The organism is Methanomassiliicoccales archaeon, from assembly GCA_026394375.1.
GTDB lineage: Archaea > Thermoplasmatota > Thermoplasmata > Methanomassiliicoccales > UBA472 > JAJRAL01.
In genome coordinates this window covers 1-3824 of the sequence record JAPKYJ010000001.1, presented here as the reverse complement: position 1 = coordinate 3824, position 3824 = coordinate 1, and the positions used below count along the sequence as shown (strand labels likewise).

The following is a 3824-nucleotide window of genomic DNA, read 5'->3' as shown; positions in this document are numbered from 1 at the left end:
TGGGGTTCGAATCCCCACAGGCCCGCCATTTTCCGCTTTCTAAGGCGCTCGATCACCGCTCGACCCGAAGGCGCAAGGTCTTTCTTCAGGTTTGCCGGTCGTCTCGCGCATCCCGGCAATCCTTGCAGACGCGGATGTTCTTGGAAGGATCCCCGATGGGTTTGCAGCACACAGGGCAGAAAGGTCTCTGACCGCAACGAGCGCAGGTGAAGGCGAAGAAGCTCTGGCGACCGCATTTCTGGCAGGCGGGCATCAGATGAGTAAGGGAAGGCCTCCATCAAAGCCCTTTCGCAAAGCCAGCAAACGCTCCGCATCCTCTTCGGAAACGGGCGTCCGCATCAGCAATATGCACGTCCTCATCTTCTGCCCCCTGTATGCGGTATTCCCGTGTGCGTCATATCAATATTGGTCAGGTCGCCGCCCTCGTGATCTCATGCGGGGAGGAAAAGAATGACAATGTCTGGCTGATCCCGAAAGGCCATCAAGACCGATAAGTATTTAGAAGGATTCGCTACTCGTCCCCCGCATGGCTAGCGTCACGCCTCAAGCTGAAAAGCTGTTCAACGCACTGAAGATGGCCCAGGCTATTGGAGAAGACAAGGCGGTAAGCGCGGAGAAGGCGACCTCTCTTTCCAAGCTCCCGAAGGCGCAATGCATGAACGCATTGCAGGAGCTGGAGAAGAAGGGCGTCACCAAGGTCAAGAAGAAGAACAACGTGGTCTCGTACTTCCTGGCCAAGACCGAGTTGCCTTGACCCGGGCATCGCACCATTCTGCCAGCTTCCGTTCCGGTGGCGCTCGCACGTTCAGCGTCTATCCAATCGTGGCTTGCCCAGGGCCGTGGCGCGAATATCGATCCAGTTGATGAATTTCATCTCCTTCCCATAGCCATCCGAGAAGCGGCGATCGATGACCTCCAGCCGCACTCGGACATCATCCGCTCCTGAAGCCTCCACCTTCTGCCGCACGTAGGACTCGGCGAAACACTTGGCCGAGGCGAGCGCTTCCTCGATATGGTGGAATTCCGTGGGCGAGGAATAGGGCGAGAGCACGATGAACTTTTCTTCCCTCGGATACACCTGGAGCGTGACCGATTCAGAGATCTCGCTGCACACTGCTCCCACGGCGTTGCCGACGTCATGGTGGTCGGGGATGATCACCTGCACATCCATGCGGTCCCGCAGCGGGCCGATGAAGTCGTTGGCCGGAGCCCCGATGCCCACCACCGGCCGGTCCAGTTTCACCTTGACCTCCATGCCCCGGAACATCCTTTCCCCGGTCGAGGCGTGAAGCAGCTGCACCAATGGGCGGTCCCCCGACAGATCGCCCGCCTCATCGGCCACCACCTTCTTCAGCACCTCCTCCCCCACCCTGGTCACGGCCCGGGTCATGATCGCTCTGGCCAGCGCCTGAGGCTCGCGGTCCATCTTCTCCGCCAGCAATCTGAGCCCGATGCCCGCGGCCTCGACGTCGCCAGGCGAATAGCTCCCTAGCACATGCATCACATCGGTGGGCGTGAGTCCGGTGCGGAGTACGTTCCCCCGGGCCAGGAGCGATTCCAGGTTGTCCTTCATGAGCACGACCTCCGGCACATCGTCCATCAGCTCGAAGAACGTGCGCGGCCCGACGCGGACGATGTGTTCGTACACTTTTCGCTCGGTCTCGCTCAGCGAGGCAAGGTCTGCCTTGCCAGCCACGTAGAATAAGGTCTCTGTCCGTTCAATCATTACCTGCTTCAGATCGCTTCTCATGCCCGAAGCGATGGCCAAGGGTATGACCCTCTGCGGACCGATGATGATGTCCCCCCGATCATCGGGCTGCACCAGCGAGTCCCCTCCCAGGCCGCAGGTCCACATGGAGACGGCCTTCACCCTGGTCTTCCACCCGCCCACGGTCGCTCCCTCCACGCTGAGGCGGGGGAATCCTTCATCGAGGTAGGCTATGTCGGTGGAAGTCCCTCCGACATCCACCACCACGCAGGTCTCCACCTTCGACAGCACCTTTCCGCCTATGAGGCTGGCCGCCGGGCCGGAGAGCACGGTCTCGACGGGGCGTTCGCGGGCGCTCTCCATGGTCATCAGCCCCCCGTCGCCCTTGAAGACCAGGATGCGGCCCTTGACCCCCTTGGCGGATAGCGCCCTCTCCACCGAAGCCAGGAACTCCTTGATGATGGGGATGAGCCGTGCGTTGAGAACGGCGGTCACGGTCCTCTCCTTAATGCCCAGTTCGCTGGTGAGGGTGTGGCCGACCACGATCGGTAGTTGCGTCCGCTTATGGATCATTCCTCGGACGGTCTCCTCCTGCGTGGGGTTGCATACGCTGAACATGCCCGAGACCACGAAGGCGTCCACCTTGCCAGCAAGATCGTCGATCGCCTTTGACACCGCTTCCTCATCAAGCGGTTCCAGAGCTCGACCCACGGAGTCGTAGCCTCCGCGGACGAAGTGCGATTCCGAGCAACCCAGGCGCCAATCGGGCTGCGGCTCCCAGCCGATGCCGATGAGCCCGGCCCTTCCTCCTTTTCCCTGGAGGATGGAATTGGTGGCCAGGGTGGTGGAGAGCCCCACAAGCTCTACCTGGTCCGCGCCGATGGCGCCATTGGCCAGTGCGTCTTCGATGGCCTGCATCATGCCCTGGGTGAGGTCCTGGTAGGTCGTCGGCGCCTTCGCTTTGGCCAGCACCTGCCTGGTATCCAGATCCACCAAGGCCGCGTCCGTGAAAGTCCCGCCAGTATCGATGCCCAGACCGATGTGCATGCCTTTTCCGCTCCTCTATTCCGCCTGGCATCTCTCCCCGGCGATAAGAAACAATCGCGCGCTCGGGGCGAAGGTGACGAAGGTTCCCGGGCCGGAGGCGCTCAGCGCGAGCCATAGGAGCGCACGTGCTCCCAGGCCCGATGATATTGGGGATATCGCTCCCGGTCCTCGTACATCTTGACATCCTGGTGCCGGTAGAGCTTGCGGTCCTCGCCCACTGGACAGACCTTGATGCAGATGCCGCAGGGGGAGAGGAAGCGCGAGTAGAGCTGCTCTGCCCGAGTGGCGCACGCCTTCTTGTCGATGATGCCCTCTGGATAGTCTTTCTCGGGAATAGCGCTCACTGGGCACATTCTGGCGCACCGCATGCAGCGCGTGCACAGCTGCCCCTCCATCGGTGGATCGGCCGGCAGCTCCGCCGTGGTGAAGATGGAGGCGAACCGCACCCTGGGGCCGTAGCGCTTCGTCAGCAGCGTGTTGTTCACGCCGAAGGTGCCCAGGCCGGCCAGGTAAGCAGCGTGGCGATGGGAGAAGAAGACGATGGGCTTGTCCTTGAGCAGGGAGATGGTGCCGTAGCCGTCCCGCGGTACGTAGATGGATGCCTGACCCCTCTCGCTCAGGAAGACAGAGAGTCGATAGGCATACTGGTCCAGCAGGGCGTTGACGTTCTGGTAGAGGAGGTGGTAGTAGATGGACGGGCCGGTCTCCAATATCGGCAGGCTAATCGGCAGCCCGATGACTATGACGCTCTCGACCTCGGGATAGATGGCGCGAGGGCGAAAGTCCTCAGGCACCCACGGCTGGAACGGGGGCTCATCCCAGGCGTCCGCGGACGCCACCCCGACCATGGGAATGTCCAGCTGGGCGCACTTGCGCTCGATCTCCTGCCTCAACGTCCTCGTCATGTCCTGAGCATTCGTACACACAGGTCAGCTACCCACGATTAATATCGTGGGCTTGCACTTCCAGTTTTCGTTTGGCGGTTGGTTCCGCGAAGGACGCCCATTTCTGGGAACGGAGCGCATTCGGTCGGCTGACTCCTGCCTGCAAGGCAGGGTGGCATCTGCCA

General features: G+C 61.6%; 3 protein-coding genes. 1 reads left to right on the top strand and 2 read right to left on the bottom strand.

Going from position 1 to position 3824, the window contains the following annotated elements:
* Positions 1–526 precede the first annotated feature (526 nt).
* A complete protein-coding gene (locus NT137_00015) occupies positions 527–754 on the top strand; it encodes a hypothetical protein (GenBank protein MCX6651730.1) in 228 nt (75 codons plus the stop codon).
* Positions 755–805: 51 nt separating this feature from the next.
* Here NT137_00015 and NT137_00010 read toward each other — a convergent pair whose 3' ends face one another.
* Together NT137_00010 and NT137_00005 are read right to left on the bottom strand one after the other, a co-directional pair.
* Positions 806–2755: a hydantoinase/oxoprolinase family protein gene (locus NT137_00010; protein MCX6651729.1), complete on the bottom strand. Its 1950-nt coding sequence runs from the start codon at positions 2753–2755 to the stop codon at positions 806–808.
* Between the two features lie 101 nt (positions 2756–2856).
* Positions 2857–3660, bottom strand: a complete 804-nt coding sequence (locus tag NT137_00005) for an epoxyqueuosine reductase (GenBank protein MCX6651728.1) — start codon at positions 3658–3660, stop codon at positions 2857–2859.
* Between the last annotated feature and the right edge of the window lie 164 nt (positions 3661–3824).